At 68.9% G+C, this 17,421-nt stretch carries 17 protein-coding genes; 9 read left to right on the top strand and 8 right to left on the bottom strand.

Going from position 1 to position 17,421, the window contains the following annotated elements:
• Positions 1 to 61: 61 nt before the first annotated feature.
• Together HBK84_RS04935 and HBK84_RS04930 are read right to left on the bottom strand one after the other, a co-directional pair.
• The gene (locus tag HBK84_RS04935) at positions 62 to 490 is read right to left on the bottom strand and encodes an HIT family protein (RefSeq protein ID WP_035964690.1); all 429 of its coding nucleotides are present in this window, start codon (positions 488 to 490) and stop codon (positions 62 to 64) included.
• A 46-nt stretch (positions 491 to 536) separates the two neighbouring features.
• Positions 537 to 1,199: an MBL fold metallo-hydrolase gene (locus tag HBK84_RS04930; RefSeq protein WP_167318343.1), complete on the bottom strand. Its 663-nt coding sequence runs from the start codon at positions 1,197 to 1,199 to the stop codon at positions 537 to 539.
• 105 nt (positions 1,200 to 1,304) lie between these two features.
• Here HBK84_RS04930 and HBK84_RS04925 point away from each other — a divergent pair, with 105 nt between their 5' ends.
• Positions 1,305 to 1,766, top strand: coding sequence for a Fur family transcriptional regulator (locus HBK84_RS04925; protein WP_064845348.1), 462 nt, complete (start codon positions 1,305 to 1,307; stop codon positions 1,764 to 1,766).
• 5 nt (positions 1,767 to 1,771) lie between these two features.
• Complete coding sequence (locus tag HBK84_RS04920; RefSeq protein WP_167319128.1) at positions 1,772 to 2,722, top strand: diacylglycerol kinase family protein; 951 nt, start codon at positions 1,772 to 1,774, stop codon at positions 2,720 to 2,722.
• Here the strand turns inward: HBK84_RS04920 and HBK84_RS04915 are convergent.
• The 4 genes from HBK84_RS04915 to HBK84_RS04900 form a co-directional block, all read right to left on the bottom strand.
• A complete protein-coding gene (locus HBK84_RS04915; protein WP_167318342.1) occupies positions 2,644 to 3,639 on the bottom strand; it encodes a metal ABC transporter permease in 996 nt (331 codons plus the stop codon). The genes HBK84_RS04920 and HBK84_RS04915 overlap by 79 nt on opposite strands.
• Positions 3,636 to 4,487 carry a metal ABC transporter ATP-binding protein gene (locus HBK84_RS04910; RefSeq protein ID WP_167318341.1) on the bottom strand — a complete coding sequence of 284 codons (852 nt, stop codon included), beginning with the start codon at positions 4,485 to 4,487 and terminating at the stop codon, positions 3,636 to 3,638. Before HBK84_RS04910 ends, HBK84_RS04915 begins: the two co-directional genes overlap by 4 nt.
• A gap of 4 nt (positions 4,488 to 4,491) precedes the next feature.
• The gene (locus tag HBK84_RS04905) at positions 4,492 to 5,448 is read right to left on the bottom strand and encodes a metal ABC transporter solute-binding protein, Zn/Mn family (protein ID WP_167318340.1); all 957 of its coding nucleotides are present in this window, start codon (positions 5,446 to 5,448) and stop codon (positions 4,492 to 4,494) included.
• Positions 5,449 to 5,563: 115 nt separating this feature from the next.
• Positions 5,564 to 7,021 carry a GuaB1 family IMP dehydrogenase-related protein gene (locus tag HBK84_RS04900; protein ID WP_167318339.1) on the bottom strand — a complete coding sequence of 486 codons (1,458 nt, stop codon included), beginning with the start codon at positions 7,019 to 7,021 and terminating at the stop codon, positions 5,564 to 5,566.
• Between the two features lie 280 nt (positions 7,022 to 7,301).
• Between HBK84_RS04900 and HBK84_RS04895 the strand changes: the two genes are divergently transcribed.
• The 3 genes from HBK84_RS04895 to HBK84_RS13120 all read left to right on the top strand — a co-directional run bounded on the left by HBK84_RS04895 (position 7,302) and on the right by HBK84_RS13120 (position 12,204).
• Positions 7,302 to 11,195: a multifunctional oxoglutarate decarboxylase/oxoglutarate dehydrogenase thiamine pyrophosphate-binding subunit/dihydrolipoyllysine-residue succinyltransferase subunit gene (locus HBK84_RS04895; protein ID WP_370520603.1), complete on the top strand. Its 3,894-nt coding sequence runs from the start codon at positions 7,302 to 7,304 to the stop codon at positions 11,193 to 11,195.
• 131 nt (positions 11,196 to 11,326) lie between these two features.
• Positions 11,327 to 11,926 carry a GDSL-type esterase/lipase family protein gene (locus HBK84_RS04890; protein WP_085106367.1) on the top strand — a complete coding sequence of 200 codons (600 nt, stop codon included), beginning with the start codon at positions 11,327 to 11,329 and terminating at the stop codon, positions 11,924 to 11,926.
• Between the two features lie 203 nt (positions 11,927 to 12,129).
• Positions 12,130 to 12,204 carry a 50S ribosomal protein bL37 gene (locus tag HBK84_RS13120; protein WP_098054049.1) on the top strand — a complete coding sequence of 25 codons (75 nt, stop codon included), beginning with the start codon at positions 12,130 to 12,132 and terminating at the stop codon, positions 12,202 to 12,204.
• A gap of 177 nt (positions 12,205 to 12,381) precedes the next feature.
• Here the strand turns inward: HBK84_RS13120 and rsrA are convergent, their stop codons facing one another.
• Both rsrA and HBK84_RS04880 read right to left on the bottom strand, forming a co-directional pair.
• A complete protein-coding gene (gene rsrA, locus HBK84_RS04885) occupies positions 12,382 to 12,648 on the bottom strand; it encodes a mycothiol system anti-sigma-R factor (RefSeq protein WP_085106368.1) in 267 nt (88 codons plus the stop codon).
• A 3-nt stretch (positions 12,649 to 12,651) separates the two neighbouring features.
• Positions 12,652 to 13,332, bottom strand: a complete 681-nt coding sequence (locus tag HBK84_RS04880; RefSeq protein WP_085106386.1) for a sigma-70 family RNA polymerase sigma factor — start codon at positions 13,330 to 13,332, stop codon at positions 12,652 to 12,654.
• Between the two features lie 210 nt (positions 13,333 to 13,542).
• Between HBK84_RS04880 and HBK84_RS04875 the strand changes: the two genes are divergently transcribed.
• From HBK84_RS04875 to hisN, 4 genes are read left to right on the top strand one after another with little or no spacing between them, the layout of a single operon-like run.
• Entirely contained in the window at positions 13,543 to 14,079 is a 537-nt protein-coding gene (locus HBK84_RS04875) for a DoxX family protein (RefSeq protein ID WP_167318337.1), read from the top strand.
• A gap of 17 nt (positions 14,080 to 14,096) precedes the next feature.
• On the top strand, positions 14,097 to 15,437 hold the full coding sequence (gene aroA, locus HBK84_RS04870; protein ID WP_167318336.1) for a 3-phosphoshikimate 1-carboxyvinyltransferase: 1,341 nt from the start codon (positions 14,097 to 14,099) through the stop codon (positions 15,435 to 15,437).
• Positions 15,438 to 15,441: 4 nt separating this feature from the next.
• Positions 15,442 to 16,557 carry a ribosome small subunit-dependent GTPase A gene (gene rsgA, locus HBK84_RS04865; protein ID WP_085106370.1) on the top strand — a complete coding sequence of 372 codons (1,116 nt, stop codon included), beginning with the start codon at positions 15,442 to 15,444 and terminating at the stop codon, positions 16,555 to 16,557.
• A 4-nt stretch (positions 16,558 to 16,561) separates the two neighbouring features.
• The gene (gene hisN / locus HBK84_RS04860) at positions 16,562 to 17,368 is read left to right on the top strand and encodes a histidinol-phosphatase (protein ID WP_064845830.1); all 807 of its coding nucleotides are present in this window, start codon (positions 16,562 to 16,564) and stop codon (positions 17,366 to 17,368) included.
• Positions 17,369 to 17,421 lie beyond the last annotated feature (53 nt).

Raw genomic sequence — 17,421 nt, 5'->3', positions numbered from 1 at the left:
GCCCGCCAGCGACGGGTGCATTGCACCCGCCGCCGGTACCCGTGAGCGAGGCCGTCGGTCGCTACTGCTGCGGGACCTCGTCCTGGTGGCCCTGGGCCTCGAGGGCCTCGCGGATCCGGCGGGCAGACTCGTCCAGGACCGCGGGGTCCGGGTCCTGATCCACCTGGGCGAAGTCGAACTCCTCGATCGAATTGGTGGGCCACACGTGCAGGTGGGTGTGGGGCACCTCGAAGCCCTGGATCATGAGCCCCACCCGTTTGGGCGTGAACGCGGCGTCGATGGCCTTGCCGATGAACTGGCTGACCTTCATGAGGTGCATGGCCAGCTCCACGGGTAGGTCCACCCACGCGTCGATCTCCTGGCGCGGGACCACCAGGACGTGGCCCTGGGACAGGGGCTGGATGGACAGGAAGCCCACGCAGTGCTCGTCCGCCCAGACGAACCGGCCGGGCAGTTCGCCCTCGATGATCCTGGTGAACACTGAACTCACGGTGATGTCCTTTCCGTCGGGTGGAACCGGCTGGTGGCTGGATGGGTCATGCGGTGTGGACCTCCACGCTCTCGCGAGTGTCCAGGTGCCGGTACTCGGTCCCGTAGACCTGCGAGAAATGCTTGACCTGCGTCTCCACGACACCGAAGCCGGTCTCGGAGAGCAGCGCGTCGTGGATCTGGTACACCCGCTGCGCGCGGGTCGCGATGATGAAGTCGATGACCTCGGACATCTTGGACCACGGGGCGTGCAACGGGACCAGGACCGTGGGAACGGTGAGTCCGTGCGGGACGGTGAAGGAGTCCCCGGGGTGGAACACGGAGTCGTCGATCACGTAGCCCACGTTGGCGATGGTGGGGATGAGGGGGTGGATCAGTGCGTGCTGGCCCCCGTACGTGGCCACGGAGAACGGCCCCGCGGTGAACGTGGTGTCCGCCGACACGGCGTGCAACCGGTCCGTGTCCGTGATGTGCTCCGCGAGTTTCTCGATCACCTGGCCCGGGGCATGCACCGTGAGCTCGGGATCCGCCGAAAGGGCGGCGCCCAGCCGCTCGGCGTCGTAGTGGTCCGGGTGCTCGTGGGTGATGAGGACCGTGTCCGCTCCGCGCAGTGCCTCCTCGACCTCGGAGAACGTGCCCGGGTCGATCACGAGCACCGCGCCGTCCTTCTCGAGGCGCACGCACGAGTGGGTGAACTTGGTCAGCAACATGGCTTCACCCTAGCGGCTCGGTCCGGCCGTGACGACGCCGCCTGTGCATGTCCGCGCCGCACGTTAAGATGTCCCGGACGACCGCTCGCGGAAAGGACACCTGGGTTGAGCACCAAGACCACCGGAACCGCGGAGGTTCGCAACACCAAGCAGCGCCGTGCCGTGACCGGCGCGCTGCAGGGGTTGGAGGACTTCATCTCCACGCAGGACCTGCACCGGCTGTTGCGCGATCGCGGACAGTCGGTGTCCCTGGCCACCACGTACCGGATCCTGCAGTCCATGGCCGAGCTGGGTCAGGTGGATGTGCTGCGCAACGCCGAGGGCGAGGCCATCTACCGCCGGTGCGAGGCCGAGCACCACCACCATCACATCGTGTGCCGCTCGTGCGGCGCGGCCGTGGAACTCGAGGCTCCGGACGTCGAGACATGGGCGGAGGAGACCGCGCGCCGCTACGGCTACGCGGACGTGGACCACACCGTGGAGATCTCCGGGATCTGTGCCGAGTGCGGGGCCCGGGGCCGCGTCGAGTCCTCCGACGCCCGAGAAACCGCGAAACCCGCCCGGTGACCCGGATGTCACGCCGCGAGATCCTGCTCGTCCACAACGGCGCCTCCCTCGTGGGCCGGAACGCGTGCGAGCGCGCCGTGGGCATCCTGCGGGCCGGCGGCTACGACCCCCGACCGCTCAGCGCGGCCACCGCCCAGGCCCTCTCCCGCAATCTCACCGCGACCCTGCGCAACGCGTCCACCCGGATCGCCGCGGTCGTCGCGGTCGGCGGAGACGGCATGGTCCACCTGGTCCTGCAGTCACTGAACCGGCTGCGCGAGCAAGGCGTCGAGTTCCCGTTCGGACTGATCCCGGCCGGTTCCGGCAACGATCTGGCCCGGTTCCACGGTGTACCCGTGGGGGACGTCGAACGCGCTGCGGGCCGGGTGCTGCGCGGACTCGAGTCCCCCGAACGCAGCATGGACCTCGTGCACGTCACGTGCGCGGACGGCAGCCACCACGTGTGCGCGACCGCGGTGTGCCTCGGCCTCGACGCCCGAGTGAACGCGCGCGCCAACCGCTGGTCCAGCGTCACGCACTCGGTCAAGTACGTCGCCGCGCTCGCCGTGGAGGCCTTCTCCATGCGCGCGCGGCGTTACGACCTGAGCTGGACCGGCCCGGACGGCGCGTGCCACGTGAGTGACCGCACGCTGACCTTCCTGGCGCTGACCAACACCTCGTCGATCGGGGGCGGGCTGACCATCGTTCCCCGCGCGGATCCCACGGACGGCTCGGGTGAGCTGTTCATGGTCTCCGACGTGGGCGCGCTGCGGCTCGCGTGGCTATTCCCCCGCTTGGTCCTGGGCACGCACGAATCCCTACGGGAGGTCACCGTGGTGCCCGCCACGACCGCGACCATCGCGGCCCACGGCATCCCTTCCGAGCCGCGGGACGCGGCCTACGGCGACGGCGAACGGTTGGGTCCGCTGCCCGCCTCGCTCAAGGTGCTCCCCGCCGCGGTGCGCGTCCTGCTCTGAACCGCGCGACCGGCGCCGAGCGGCGTCGTCGACCGCGGTGTCGAACGGCGATACGACGACGAGCGCTCACGCACCGCGCGCACGCACCGCGAGACGAGCCACACGACGAACGAGATGGTCGTGACGTACGGGCTGATCGGGACGTTGCCGCCCAGCGCCAGGAGGATCCCGCCCACCATGGCGAGCTCGGCGAAGACCACGGAGAGCACCACGGTGCGCGCGGGACTCGAGGTGAGGTTCATGGCCGCCGCGGCCGGGGTGATCAGAAGCGCGAGCACGAGCAGCGCGCCCACGATCTGCACGGACATCGCGACCGAGATCCCCAGCACGACCATGAACACGATCGCCAACGAGCGCATCGGCAGCCCCTTGGCCCGGGCCACGAGCGGGTCCGTGCTCGCGAACGTCAGCGGCCGCCACACCACAAGCAGCGTGGCGAGCACCACCACGGACAGCACGATCATCGACGTCAACTGCAGGGAGGACACGGAGACGATCTGGCCCGTGAGCAAGGAGAACTTGTTGGAGGATCTGCCCTCGTAGAGGGACAGGAAGAGGATCCCGAGCCCCAGGCCGAAGGGCATGAGCACGCCCACGAACGAGTTGCCCTCCCGCGCGCGCAGGCCCATGAACCCCATGATGAGCGCGGCGAGCACGGACCCCACGAGGGACCCGGTGACCACATCGGAGCCGACCAACAGGGCCGCGGCGGCACCGGCGAAGGACAGCTCCGCGATCCCGTGCACCGAGAACGCGAGATCGCGCATCATCACGAACGTGCCCACGAGCCCGCCCACCAAGCCAAGCACCGCGCCCGCCCACACGGAGTTGCGCAGCAGGGACAGCAGTTCGCGGTAGTTGTCGAAGACGAACACGGAACCGAACAATGAGTTCCAGTCGATCGCGGCTAGGCTCACAGGATCAGTTCCTCCGGGGAATCGGTGTGGTGGGAGCTGTCCGGACGCCCGGCCACGAGGATGCGACCGTTGCTGCGCAGCACCTCGACGCGGGTCCCGTACAGCTCGGAGAGCACGTCCGAACGCAGCACCTGGTCCGGCGTGCCGATCCGGAACGAGCCGTTGGCCAGGTAGAGGATCCGGTCCACGTGCTCGATGATCGGGTTCACGTCATGGGTCACGAAGACCACGGCGCACCCGCTGCGTTCACGTTGTTCGTGCACGAGTTCGCTCACCACGTGCTGGTGATGCAGGTCCAGGGACAGCAGGGCTTCGTCGCACAGCACGAGCGTGGGGTCCGCAGCAAGCGCCTGGGCCACGCGCAGGCGCTGTTGCTCGCCCCCGGACAGGACGCCCACGGGGGCGTCCGCGTAGTCGGTGGCACCCACGCGTTCGAGCAACTCGTCCACGGTGCGGTGCACGCGGCGCGGATGCAGTCGGATCCCCCAGCGGTGCCCGTCCACGCCCTGCGCCACGAGGTCCCGGGCCCGCAGCGGCGTGTGCGCCGGGAAGCCGCGCTGTTGGGGCACGTACCCCACGCGGGCGGAGGCGGCCCGCGGACGGGTCCCGTTGACGCGTACGGTCCCGCTCGTGAGCGGGAGCAGTCCCAGCAGAACGCGCAGGAAGCTCGTCTTGCCGGTCCCGTTGGAGCCCAGGACCGCGAGGTACTCCCCCGGGGCGACGTCCAGGTCCAGACCGGACCACAGGGTGCGGTCTCCGAAGGCCAGGCGCGCGTCCCTGAGCCGGACGACGGCGTCGTCGGCCCCGGAACGGGCGGCCACCTCGGGTGCGGATTGGGGTGCGTTCATGTCCCTACTTCTGGAGCCCGTGGGCCACGCGGTCCGCGTTCTGCGTCATCCACTGCTGGTAGTTCAGCCCGTCCGGGATGGTCTCGGTGAACTCCACCACGGGCTTGCCGGCGTCCCCGGCGGCCGAGCGCAACCGGTCGGTCTGCCCCGTGGAGGTCTGCTTGTTGAGGGCGAGCAGTTTCACGTCGCTGCCCTTGACGAGCCCGAGGGTGTCGTTGAGCACCGCGGGTGCGGCGTCGGAGCCGGCGTCAATGGCCTCGGTGAACGTCTGCGGGGTCTCGTCGTGCAGGCCGGCGTCTTGCAGGAGGTACCCGGGCAGAGGCTCGGTCGCAATGTATCCGCCCGAGGCCTTGATCCCCTCGACCTTCTGTTCGACCGTGCCGAGCTCGTTCTTCACGCGCGCGGCGTTGTCCCGGTAGTACTCGGCGTTCTGCTGGTCCACCTGGCCGAGCTGCTCGGCCATGCGGTCCACGACCATCTGCATGCTCTCGACGTCGTACCACACGTGCTCATTGAAGTCGCCGTGGTGGTGTCCGGAGCCGTGGTCGTGGTCGTCGTGCGCGTCCTCTTCTCGCTGCAGACCGGAGGCCTCCACGGCGTCCACCACGTGCTGGCCGTCGGAGGCCAGATCGGTCATGAACTGGTCGTACCCACCCCCGTTGCACACCACGACGTCCGCCTTCTCCACCTTCAGCCGGTCCTGGGGGGTGGCCTCGTAGGAGTGGGGGTCCTGGGCGCTCGAGTCGATCACGGGGGTCGCGGAGACCTTGTCGCCACCCACCTGGGACGCGAGGTCCGAGTAGACGTTCGTGGAGGTGACCACGGCGATCTTCCCCGCACCGGGCGAACCCTGCGCGTCCGACGCGTTCCCGCTCGAACACCCGGCGAGCGCGAGACCCACCACCACGCCCGCGCCCAACACGCTCGTCCTACCCTTGCGCACGCTGCGCCCTGCGGTCATCGTCCATCTCCCTCGTCCGGCCCCCGGCTCCCGCCAATGAGAATCAATGTCATGTAGCCGTGCGTGAGCATATCATGAACCATTCTCAATAAGGGGCGTGGTGAGAACGGGCCGCTCAGGCCCAGGACTCGGAGCGGGGGCGGCCCTCGTCGTACCCGGACTGGGACTGGATGCCCACCACGGCGCGCGTCGCGAACTGCTCGAGCGTGGCCGCACCGGCGTACGTCATGGAGCTGCGAACTCCGGAGGTGATGTGGTCCAGCAGGTCCTCCACGCCGGGGCGCTGGGGGTCCAGGTACATGGTGGAGTTGGAGATGCCTTCCTCGAACAGGGCCTTGCGGGCCCGCGCGAAGCGGTCCTCCCCGGCAGTGCGGTGGCGCACGGCGCGCGCCGAGGCCATCCCGAAGGACTCCTTGTAGGCGCGCCCGTTGGCGTCAATGTTGATCTCACCGGGGCTCTCGTGCGTGCCCGCGAACCAGGATCCGACCATCACCTGGCTCGCGCCGGCCGCGAGCGCGAGGGCAACGTCGCGCGGGTGCTTGACCCCGCCGTCGGCCCACACGTGCTTGCCGAGATCGGCCGCGGCCTCCGCGCACTCGACCACGGCGGAGAACTGGGGGCGACCCACGGCGGTCATCATGCGCGTGGTGCACATGGCCCCGGGGCCCACGCCCACCTTGATGATGTCCGCACCCGCGCCCGCGAGGTCTCGCACGCCGTCCGCGGTGACCACGTTGCCGGCCACGATCGGCACCCGGGGGTCCAGGGCCCGCACGGCGGACACGGCCTCCAACGCTTTGATCTGGTGACCGTGGGCGGTGTCCACCACGAGGACGTCCACCCCGGCCTCGAGCAGTTGCTCGGCCTTGCCGGAGACGTCCCCGTTGATTCCGACCGCGGCACCCACGCGCAACCGGCCGTCGTCGTCCAGGGCGGGTGCGTAGATCGTGGAACGCACCAGGCCCTGGTGGGTCAGGATGCCCACGACCTCGCGTCCGCGCAGCACCGGGGCCACGTTGACGCGCGCGGCGGACATCGTCTCGTAGGCGGCGCGCAACACGTCCGGGTCGGAGTCCACGGGGAAGTCGCTGTCCTGGAACTCGGGGCCCTCCGAATGCGCCAGGTCCCCCAGTTGGGTGAAGCGGTCCACGTCCCGGCAGTCGGAGTCCAGGACCATGCCGGCGTAGTGCTCGTCCGCGTCCACGACGATGACCACGCCGTGGGGGCGTTTGTGCATGATCCCCAGGGCGTCGTGCACGGTGTTGCTGCGGTGCATCACCACGGGGGTCTCGTAGCGCGGCGAGCGCTGCTTGACCCACGAGGTCACCTCCGCGATCACGTCCAGCGGGATGTCCTGGGGCAGGATGCCCAGACCGCCGCGCCGGGCCATGGTCTCGACCATGCGCCGCCCGGTCACCGCGGTCATGTTCGCGGCCACGAGCGGGATGGTGGAACCGGTGCCGTCCGCGGGGGCTAGATCGACGTCGAACCGGGAGGTCACCCGGGACATCGAGGGCACCAGGAAGACGTCATTGTAGGTCAGGTCCGTGGTGGGTATCGTCAGGAATCGCACAAGAGGAGAGTCTACGTGCTCCCCCGCGGGCCGGCGGGCGGGCCGGCGGGTAGGTGGCAACCGTCCAGATGCCTCACTAGACTGAAAAACCGGTACGGCTTTGCGTGCGCGAAGCCAGTTCGCAAGTCCCGCGGCCGGTAAGCTCCGTGGGAGCCACACGAGGGCCGCAAGGACCAGCTCGCCGCCCGGGACACCCAGCACAGATGGAAGAGGCGTATCACTAGTGCCAGACCAGCCGCGTCACCTTATCCCTGAAGAATTTGCCGGCAACGAATGGCTCGTGGACGAGTTGTTCGACAAGTACCAGGCGGACAAGAACTCAGTGGACAAGAAGTGGTGGCCCATCTTCGAACAGATGGCCGGTGACGACCAGTCCGATACCCAGACGTCCGACACCAAGACCTCAGCAGCCGCCCCGTCCCAGGGGGCGGCTGCGCGGACGTCCGGGGGTGATCGTCCCGCTGTACGGCGCGACGACGCCGCCGCCAGGACGTCCGCGGACAAGGCCGCCTCCGGGACGTTCGGCGAGAACAAGCCCGCCTCCGGGACGGCGTCAACCTCGTCCAAGACCGAGCAGAACACCTCCGGTGCCGGCGCGGAGGCGCCCAGGAAGGCGCAGCGGGCCAAGTCCCCGGCGCCGTCGACCACCGGATCCAAGGCGAAGGGACGACCCGAAGGCGTGGACACCGAGACCGAGACCAGCGAGGGCTCCGGAACCAAGCGCCCCATCCGGGCGCAGCCGGAGGACCGTGCGAAGGACAAGAGCCAGGACAAACCCGCCGAGGACACCGTGGTCAAGCTGCGCGGTCCCGCCAAGGCCGTGGCCGCCAACATGGACGCCTCCCTGACCGTGCCCACCGCCACCACGGTGCGCGCGGTGCCCGCCAAGCTGCTGATCGACAACCGCCTGGTGATCAACTCGCATTTGGCCCGTAACCGCGGTGGCAAGGTGTCCTTCACCCACCTCGTGGGCTACGCCGTGATTCGCGCGCTCGCCAACTTCCCGTCCCAGAACGTGATCTACGATGAGGTGGACGGCAAGCCCGCCGCGGTGCATCCCGCGCACGTGAACTTCGGGATCGCGATCGACATCCCCAACAAGGACGGTTCCCGCAACCTGGTGGTGCCCAACATCAAGGGTGCGGAAGAGATGTCCTTCCAGCAGTTCTGGACCTCGTACGAGGACATCGTCAAGCGCGGGCGCAATGGCGCGCTGACCATGGAGGACTACGCGGGCACCACGGTGTCCCTGACGAACCCCGGTGGCATCGGCACCGTGCACTCGGTGCCGCGACTGTCCAAGGGCCAGGCGTGCATCATCGGCGTGGGTGCGCTGGACTACCCCGCCGAGTACAAGGGTGCCTCCCCCCGCACGATCGCGCGCAACGCGGTCTCCAAGGTCATCACCCTGACGTCCACGTACGACCACCGCGTGATCCAGGGCGCCGGTTCGGGTGAGTTCCTCAAGCTCGTGGAGCACTACCTGCTGGGCGGCGAGGACTTCTACGACCACATCTTCGAGGCCCTGCGCATCCCCTACGAGCCCGTCCGCTGGGCCGTGGACAACCAGGTCAACCCCGAGATCCAGATCAATAAGGTCGCCCGGATCCAGCAGCTGATCCACTCCTACCGCGTGCGCGGTCACCTCATGGCGGACACCAACCCGCTCGAGTACGTGATGCGCAAGCACCCGGACCTGGACATCCGCACCTACGGGCTCACCCTGTGGGACCTGGAGCGCGAGTGGCCCACCGGCGGTTTCGGCGGCCAGAGCCTGCTCACGCTGCGCGTGATCCTGGGTCGGCTGCGGGATGCCTACTGCCGCACCGTGGGCGTGGAGTACATGCACATCCAGGAGCCCGAGCAGCGCGAATGGTTCCAGTCCAAGCTCGAGCGTGACTACCAGAAGCCCGCGCGCGAGGAGCAGTTCCACATCCTCGAGCGGCTCAACGCCGCCGAGGCCTTCGAGACCTTCCTGCAGACCAAGTACGTGGGTCAGAAGCGCTTCTCGCTGGAGGGCGGCGAGTCGCTGATCCCGCTGCTGGACGCGATCATCTCCGAGGCCGCGGATGCTTCCCTCGCGGGTGTGGGCATCGCGATGGCCCACCGCGGCCGCCTCAACGTGCTGACCAACATTGCCGGGAAGTCCTACGCCCAGGTGTTCCGCGAGTTCGAGGGCAGCCAGGACCCGCGCGCCGCCGAGGGCTCGGGTGACGTGAAGTACCACCTGGGCACCGAGGGCGTGTTCACCTCCGACAACGGCAACGAGACCCAGGTGTACCTGGCCGCGAACCCCTCCCACCTGGAGGCCGCGGACCCGGTGATCGAGGGCATCGCCCGCGCCAAGACGGACGTGCTGGGCGCCGGGCCGGAGGGTAACGGTGAGTACCCCGTGCTGCCCATCCAGGTCCACGGTGACGCCGCGATGGCCGGACAGGGCATCGTCTACGAGGTCATGCAGATGTCCGGGCTCGAGGCCTACAACGTGGGTGGCACCATCCACGTGGTGGTCAACAACCAGGTGGGCTTCACCACCGCGCCCTCTGCGGGCCGCACGTCCACGTACTCCACGGACGTTGCGCGTACCGTGCAGGCCCCGATCTTCCACGTCAACGCGGACGATCCCGAGGCCGTGGCCCGTGTGGCGCAGCTCGCGTTCGAGTACCGCCAGCGGTTCCAGCGCGACGTCGTGATCGACCTGGTGTGCTACCGCCGCCGCGGGCACAACGAGGGCGACGACCCCTCGATGACCCAGCCGTTGATGTACTCCCTGATCGATGGCAAGCGCTCCACGCGCAAGGTCTACACCGAGAACCTCGTGGGCCGCGGGGACATCACGCAGGAAGAAGCGGACCGCGCTCTGAAGGACTACCAGGAGCGCCTGGAGCGGGTCTTCGCCGAGACCCATGAGGCCCAGACCTCCACGGTCCCGCTCGTGACCGGGGACGCCGCCGCGATCGCCAACATCGAGCGGCCGTCCGCGCAGCAGGCCGATTCCGGGGTGTCCGTGCCCAAGACCACCGCCATCTCCGAAGAAGCGGCCCACCGGATCGGTGACGCCTACGTGGACCTGCCCGAGGGCTTCACGATGCACCGCAAGCTGCACAAGCTCGCGGAGAAGCGCCGCGAGATGACGCGCGAGGGCGGGATCGACTGGGGCATGGGCGAGCTCATGGCCTTCGGTTCGCTGCTCATGGACGGTGTCCCGGTGCGGATGTCCGGTCAGGACGTGCGCCGCGGTACGTTCACGCAGCGCCACGCGGTGTTCTTCGACGCCGAGAACGGTGCCGAATGGACCCCGCTGAACCACCTCTCCGCGGACCAGGCACGGTTCTCGATCTACAACTCCCTGCTCTCCGAGTACGGCGTGCTGGGCTTCGAGTACGGCTACTCCGTGGAACGCCCCGAGGCGCTCACGGTGTGGGAGGCCCAGTTCGGTGACTTCACCAACGGCGCGCAGACCATCGTGGACGAGTTCATCTCCTCCGCGGAACAGAAGTGGGGTCAGCGCTCCAACCTGGTGATGTTGTTGCCGCACGGCTTCGAGGGCCAGGGACCCGACCACTCCTCCGCGCGCATCGAGCGCTTCCTGGTGCTGTGCGCGGAGAAGAACATGATCGTGGCCCAGCCCTCCACCCCGGCCAACCACTTCCACCTGCTGCGCCGCCAGGCGTACTCGCGCCCGCGCCGGCCGCTGATCGTGGCCACGCCCAAGCAGCTGCTGCGACTGAAGGCCGCGGCGTCCCCGGTGGAGGAGTTCACGCAGGGCGGCTTCCAGACGGTCATCCCGGACACCGCCGGGCTCGACGACGCCAAGGTCACCGACGTCATCCTGGTCTCCGGTCGGTTGTACTACGACCTCGTGACCCAGCAGAAGAAGTCGGACGACCACTCCACCGCGATTGTGCGCGTGGAGCAGCTCTACCCGCTGCCCGTGGACGAGATCAAGGAACAGCTGGCGCGCTACCCGGAGGCCCGGATCCTGTGGGCTCAGGACGAACCCGCCAACCAGGGTGCGTGGCCGTTCATGGCCGTGAACCTCGTGCCGCAGCTGGACCGCCCGGTCACGCTCGCGTCTCGCCCCGCCTCGGCCTCCCCCGCCAACGGCTCGGCCAAGCGCCACACGGCGGAGCTGGAGACCCTGGTGCAGCAGGCGTTCGCCCGCGGCGAGTGAGTGCCGCCCGGCGCACGGTACCGCGAGCTGCGCGGCGTCGTACGCCCCCGCCCGATCACCGGGCATGATCCGCCCGGGGGGCCGTCGCGAGACGGCCCCCCGGGTCCCAGCTAGCGAAGGATGTAAGAAGAGTGGACCAACGCAGGATCCGCATTGTGGCCGTGGGAGACGAATTGTTGGCCGGCGTGGACGACCCCCGCGCGCTCGGCTGGTTCGGACGAGTCATGGCGCGCACCCCCCGAGACGTGGTTCCCGTGGACGCCTACAATCTCGCCGCGCCTGGTCAGGGCAGTGAGACCCTCAACGACCACTGGTTCGCGGAGGCTTCCCGCCGCTTCGATCCCGCGTGCGACAACCGTCTGGTGATCGCACCGTCCGCCCTGGACATCGACCTGGGGATCACCTCCGCCCGGTCCCGGCTGAACATGGCCAACATCGTGGACCAGGCCACCCAGAACAACACCAAGGTGCTCGTGGTGGGTCCCCCGCCCACCCTGGACCCGCAGCGCAACCGCAAGATTGCGGACCTCTCCGCGGCCTACGGGGACGTGACCACGCGGCGCAACCACGTGTACGTGGACACGTTCAACCCCCTGCAGCACCACGAGCAGTGGCGCAAGGACCTCGCCGCCAACCACGGCAACCCCGGTCAGGCCGGTTACGGGCTCATCGCGTGGCTTGTGCTGCACCGCGGGTGGTACGACTGGCTGCAGCTGCCCGAGCCGCGCTGAGGCTCTCGCCTCTCGCCGTGGCGACCGCGGCGACCGGCCGCAATGCGGGGCAGGGGTTCCGGGTGACACCACCCGCGGCGCTGGCCGCAGGGTCCGGGGGCACCCCTATGGCATGGGCGGCACCGGAGCGGTGGCATGAGCACCGCCCGGAATGTGAGATACTGACAGACGATGTCCCAGCCAATCATCGCAGGAGGTACATCATGAGCAAGCGTGGACGTAAGCGCAAGGATCGTCGCAAGAACTCGGCAAACCGCGGCAAGCGGCCCAATTCCTGAGGTTCGGCGAACGCATCACGAAGCCCCCGTGACCGTCATCGGTCACGGGGGCTTCGCTCTGTCCGCGGGATCCGCGTCATCGGGTACTTCGTTCCCCGGATCCCTGCGCGGCTGAGCACTCACGCCGCTGGGCGCCGTCGGCGACTCATCCCGCCCGGTACCGGCGCCGGGCGGTCCTTAGGCAGCGGGGTGCTCGTTGCACTGGGCGTCGATGCGCGCGAGGATCGAGCGCTTGAGCTCGTCTGGCGCGGTCTCGCAGCACGAACGCTTCACCACGGAGCGGATCACGCACTCCAGGTTGTACTCGCGCTCGCAGTCGGCGCAGTCCGTGAGGTGCGCGTGGATCTCCTCGAGGTCCTCGGTGGTTAGTGCCCCGTCCAGGTACTCGTAGATCCGCTGGATGCGTTCGTCGGTGCAGCCGTTGTCACACGGTTTCGCGGTCATGCTCTAGCCTCGATCCTTCGCTCGTGCGCCGTCCTTGATCTTCTTCTGGACCTTGGACGTGTCGAATCCTCGTTCTTGGGCGTAGTTGCCCAGTTTCTCGCGCAGAAGCTTGCGGCCACGGTGCAACCTGGACATCACGGTTCCGATGGGCGTGTCCATGATCTCGGAGATCTCCTTGTATGCGAATCCCTCCACGTCCGAGAAGTACACCGCCAGACGGAACTCCTCGGGCAACTCCTGCAGGGCTCGCTTGACGTCCGAGTCCGGCAGGTGGTCCAACGCCTCCGCCTCCGCAGAACGCAGTCCCGTGGAGGTGTGCGACTCCGCGCGGTGCAGCTGCCAATCCTCCACGGTGTCCGTGTTGGCCTGGCGCGGTTCGCGTTGCCGCTTGCGGTACAGGTTGATGTACGTATTGGTCAGGATCCGGTACAACCAGGCTTTGAGATTGGTCCCCGGTTTGTACTGGTGGAACGCGGAGAACGCCTTGGTGTAGGCCTCCTGCACTAGGTCCTCGGCATCGGACGGGTTGCGGGTCATGCGCAATGCCGCGGCGTAGAGCTGGTCCACGTACTGCATGGCGTCGCGTTCGAAACGCTCACGGCGCTGCTGAGTGGTTTCCGCTCCGGCGGGCACCTCTTCGGGGTGTTCCACCGAATGGGAATCGTGAGTTCGCTGATCGTTCATCACGTCCCAGTCTAAGGTGGGGGCCGTCATCCTCCGCCGTCACCCACTTCCCTGGTCGTTGCCGAGTGTTACGTCACATATGTGGCGCTTCTGTACACCGTGGATAACACGCACGCGCCGTCCGCGTATTCCCGGCGGCGGCGCGAACTCGGGCCGATAGGATGGCTACAGTGCGTACCCGGAGATGCCGGGGCCGTAAGGAGGAGAACCATGAGCATTGTTCGTCGTCTCGCCCGCCCGCTGCTCGCCACCGGTTACATCGCCGGGGGCGTCAACGCGTTCCGCAACTCGTCCGCCGCCGCGAAGCAGTTGGACCCGGTCCTCAAGGCCCTCGAGAGCACCGCCCCGCAGGTGCGCCCCGTGACCGCCAACCGCGCTCAGGTCGCGCAGGGCATCGCCGCCGCCCAGGTCGTCGCGGCGTCGCTGCTCGCCGCGAGCAAGCTCCCGCGCCTGTCGTCCACCGTGCTGCTCGGCACCACCGCGCTCAACGGCTACACCCAATACCGCTCCGCGGACGCGAGCACCACCGAGGGCAAGGCCGCCCGCCGGTCGGACCTGCTCAAGAACGTGTCCCTGCTGGGTGCCGTGATGATCGCGGCCGTGGACACATCGGGCAACCCGTCCCTCGTGTGGCGCGCGAGCCACCTCGCCGACGACGTCCGCAAGAACGCGGTCAAGGTCGGCAAGGACACCAAGAAGAAGCTGGAGCAGGCCGAGAAGGCCGTCCAGGACGCCGTTTCCAACTAGGAGCACCGCCCCACGTGATGCCGAGCAACGGCGAACCGCAAGCCCTGGATCCCGCTCACTGGCGGGCCCCCTTCTCGGAGGGGGCCGCCGTGAGAGGCACGGTGGCCGTCCCCGGTTCCAAGTCCCTGACCAACAGGTATCTGGTCCTCGCGGCCCTCGCGGATGAACCGTCCGTGCTGCGCAAGCCGTTGCACTCGCGTGACAGCAGGCTCATGATCACCGCGCTCGAGCAGTTGGGCGCGGTGATCGAAGCGCTGCCGGACCCGGGGCCGTTCGGTCCGGATCTGCGGATCACCCCCCTGCCCCGCGCGCATACTCTCACCGGGCCCGTGACCGTGGACTGCGGTCTTGCGGGTACCGTGATGCGCTTCGTCCCGCCCCTGGCGGCGCTATGTTCCGGGGTCGTGGATTTCGACGGCGACGCCGGAGCGCGCGTCCGTCCCATGGGTCCCGTGATCGCGGGGTTGCGCGAGCTCGGCGTGTCCGTCGAGGACGACGGCCGGGGCACGCTGCCGTTGCGCGTCGTCGGCACCGGATCGGTGACCGGGGGCACCGTGATGATCGACGCGAGCGGCTCGTCCCAGTTCGTCTCCGCGCTACTGCTCTCCGCGGTGCGCTTCAACTCCCCGCTCGTACTGCACCACAAGGGCGGCTCCGGTGTGCCCTCACTACCGCACGTGGACATGACCGTGTCCGTGCTGCGCGACGCCGGTGTGGCCGCCGAGCGCATCGGTGACGCCGCGTGGCGGGTCAGCCCGAGCGACGTCGCCGGCCTGGACGTGACCGTGGAACCGGACCTGTCCAACGCCGGACCGTTCCTGGCGGCGGCCGTGGTCACGGGCGGGACCGTGAGCATCCCCGACTGGCCCGGCCACACCACGCAGGGCGGGGACCAGTGGCGGCGGATCCTGCCCCTGTTCGGCGCGGACGTCCGTGTGCAGGGCGGCACGTTCACCGTGACCGGTCCGGACGAGATCGCCGGGGTGGACCTGGACCTCTCGGAAGCCGGCGAGCTCGCGCCCACCGTGGCCGCGATCTGCGCGCTAGCCACCGGCCCCTCCGTGCTGCGCGGTATCGCCCACCTGCGCGGGCACGAGACCGATCGGCTCGCCGCGTTGCGCACCGAGCTCAACGCGCTGGGTGGGAACGTGGAGGAGACCGCGGACGGACTTCTGATCGCCCCCGCTGAGCTGCACGCCGGAGTCTTCCACAGCTATCACGACCACCGCATGGCCACCGCGGGAGCCATCCTGGGCCTGCGCGTGCCCGGGATCCGGGTGGAGAACGTCGCCACCACCGCCAAGACGCTTCCCGATTTCCCGGGCATGTGGGACCGCCTCGTGCGGCGGGGTTCCTGACGCAGTGGCCCGCAGGACCTGGGACGAGTCCGACGTCCGGATCCGCGCGAACAAGCGCGGCTCCCGCCCTCGCACCAAGCAACGACCCACGCACGAGGACGCCGTGATCGTACGTGTGGTGGCCGTGGACCGCGGCCGGTACACGTGCGTGGTGGGAGAGGACGAGGAACAACCTCGCACGGTGACGTGCGTGCGCGCCAAGGAGCTGCGGCGCCGGCCCATCGTGCCCGGGGATCTCGTGGGCGTCGTGGGTGACGTCACCGGTGCCCCGGACACCCTGGCACGCATCGTGCGGATCGAACCGCGCACCACCGTGCTGCGTCGCAGTGCCGATGACACCGATCCCGTGGAACGCGTGATCGTGGCGAACGCGGACCGGCTCGTGCTCGTGCTCGCGGCGGCCTCTCCCACCCCCCGCACGGGATTCGTGGACCGCGGGTTGGTGGCGGCATGGGACGCGGGAATCACCCCCGTGGTGTGCATGACCAAGTCTGATCTGGCCGATCCCACGGAGTTCCTGGACTACCTCCACGACCTGGACGTGATCACCCTCAGCACGCAGCGCGCGACCGACCGCGGTGAACGGCCCGAGGCCGGCATCCACGAGGAGTCCCTGGCCGTGTCCCCCGATTCCCTCGAGCGGTTGCGGTCGTTGCTGGACGGTCATGTGAGCGTGTTCCTGGGGCCCTCCGGCGTGGGCAAGTCCACGCTGGTCAACGCCCTCACGGGAGCGCAGCGGGCCACCGGCGGCGTCAACGACGTCACGGGCCGTGGCCGGCACACGTCGTCCTCCGCGCGTGCCCTCACGGTGCCCGGAACCCGCCCCGGGACCTGGGTCGTGGACACCCCCGGGATCCGTTCCCTGGGTCTGGCCCACGTGCCCGAGGAGGAACTGCTCAACGCGTTCACCGACCTGGTCCCCGCCACCGCGGACTGTCCTCGCGGGTGCCTGCACACGGAGGATTCCCCCGGGTGCGCGCTGGACGCGTGGGTGCACCGCCCGGGGGCCTCCCCGGCGGCCCCGCAGCGGCTCGAATCGCTACGCAGATTGCTCGCGGCGTCGCGCGGGCAGACACAGCGGGGGGACAGCGAGAAGCAGCTCGGACAAGCGATAACGTAGACGCATGCGTGCACCCAGCAGTTACACGGACGACCTCCGCCTGGCCCACATCCTCGCGGATTCCGTGGACGGACTGACCATGAAACGGTTCAAGTCCCAGGACCTTACCGTGGAGACCAAACCCGATCTCACACCCGTGACGGACGCGGACCGCGAGGCCGAACAAGTGATCCGCGCGCAACTGGGGCGCGTACGCAATCGGGACGCCGTGATCGGTGAGGAGTTCGGGACCACGGGTTCGGGCGGCCGCCAGTGGGTGATCGACCCGATCGACGGCACCAAGAACTACGTGCGCGGCGTACCCGTGTGGGCCACGCTGATCGGTTTGATCGAGGACGGTGAGGTGGTGTTGGGCGTGGTGTCCGCGCCGGCGCTCAACCGCCGTTGGTGGGCCGCCGCCGGGTCGGGGGCCTTCACGGGGCGCTCACTCTCGCAGGCCACGCGCTTGTCGGTCTCCTCAGTCAACCAGCTCTCGGACGCATCGCTGTCCTACTCGTCCCTGAGCGGATGGCGGGATCTGGGTGTGCGCCAGCAGTTCATCGAGCTCACCGATTCCGTGTGGCGCACGCGGGCCTACGGGGACTTCTGGTCCTACTGTATGGTCGCCGAGGGCGCGGTGGACCTCGCGTGCGAACCCGAACTCAACCTCTACGACATGGCCGCGCTCGTGCCCATCGTCACCGAGGCCGGCGGGCGTTTCACGTCCCTGGCCGGGCAGGACGGTCCCTTCGGGGACAACGCCCTGGCCAGCAACGGTCTCCTGCACGACGCCGCTCTGGACGTCCTCGGTACCGGCGCCCCCCAGGACTGAACGAGCCCGGTGTCACGTGCGTGACACCGGGCTCGTCCGTCTCATCCGAGGGG

The sequence above is a fragment of the Kocuria sp. KD4 genome (genome assembly GCF_011769905.1).
GTDB lineage: Bacteria > Actinomycetota > Actinomycetes > Actinomycetales > Micrococcaceae > Kocuria > Kocuria marina.
The sequence above is the reverse complement of the archived record's forward strand: the minus strand, read 5'-3'. Positions and strand labels throughout refer to the sequence as shown.